The organism is Streptosporangium canum, from assembly GCF_900113865.1.
Lineage (GTDB): Bacteria > Actinomycetota > Actinomycetes > Streptosporangiales > Streptosporangiaceae > Streptosporangium > Streptosporangium canum.
Window position 1 is genome coordinate 1 of record NZ_FOQY01000091.1, and the last position, 1,007, is coordinate 1,007.

At 65.8% G+C, this 1,007-nt stretch carries 1 rRNA gene; it reads left to right on the forward strand.

Annotated elements, in window-relative coordinates:
* Positions 1-88, forward strand: a 5S ribosomal RNA gene (rrf, locus tag BM085_RS42555); the annotation flags it as partial.
* Positions 89-1,007: the final 919 nt, after the last annotated feature.

Here is a 1,007-nt window from a genome sequence, read left to right on the forward strand (position 1 = left end):
CGGTTACATTCCGAACCCGGAAGTTAAGCTCTTCAGCGCCGATGGTACTGCACCGGGGACGGTGTGGGAGAGTAGGTCGCCGCCGGACAATCTTTAGAAAGGGCCGCTCCTTGTGGGGCGGCCCTTTCTGTTTTTCAGCCCCTTTCAACCGGGCCTCTTTCCTCCATGAACGACGATGGCCGGCCAGTCCGTCACGGCCCAGCTCGATGGTCGTCTGCTCTTCAGAGAGCAGCGAAGACCTGATCAGGTGTCAGAGATTCTTGATCTTGGTTGGCTTGCGCTCACCCCGATGTATGCGATCAATACGCACCTACGTAGGCAGAAGGCGTACGGACTTTGGGCGACTTGCTAGGCTGGAGGAGCCGGGCCACCCCCACTGAGGGTGGCCTTCGTCGCGCTAGACCACGATAGGGCGGGGCAGCGATAGCGAACGGGGCGCACCCCGCGGCCGGAGACCGCCCGCACAGCGAATCGTCCCATGCACGTAAGAAGAGGACGCGCTCGCCGAGTGAGCAAACGAATGGACCAGAAGTGAACAGTGACAACGGGCGTGACGGCGCGGGCCGGCGCGACGAAGGCGAGAACCGCGGATCTAGCGGTCAGGGAGGCTACCGCGGGGATCGCGCAGGTAGCGACAGAGGGCGTCCGGGAGACGGCCCCCGATATGGTGAGCGCCGCGAGGGACGTTCAGGCGGGTCGTATGGCTCTCGCGATCGAGGCGACCGTCCGGCTGGCGGTTACCGCGACAGCCGCGGTGGAGGCGACCGGCCTCCGTTCAATCGCGACGACCGCCCAGGCGGCGGTGGTCAGCGCTCCTATGGCTCTCGTGACGCGGGCCAGCGTCCCTCAGGGCCGCGGGACGGCGGTGAGCGTCGTTCCTACGGTGACCGTGACCAGGCGCGTAGCCAGTACGGCTCGCGTGATGGCGGTCAGCGTCCCCCGTTCAACCGCGATGACCGTGGTGGGCGTCCGGGTGGTGGTGAGCGTCGTTCCTACGGTGACCGTGA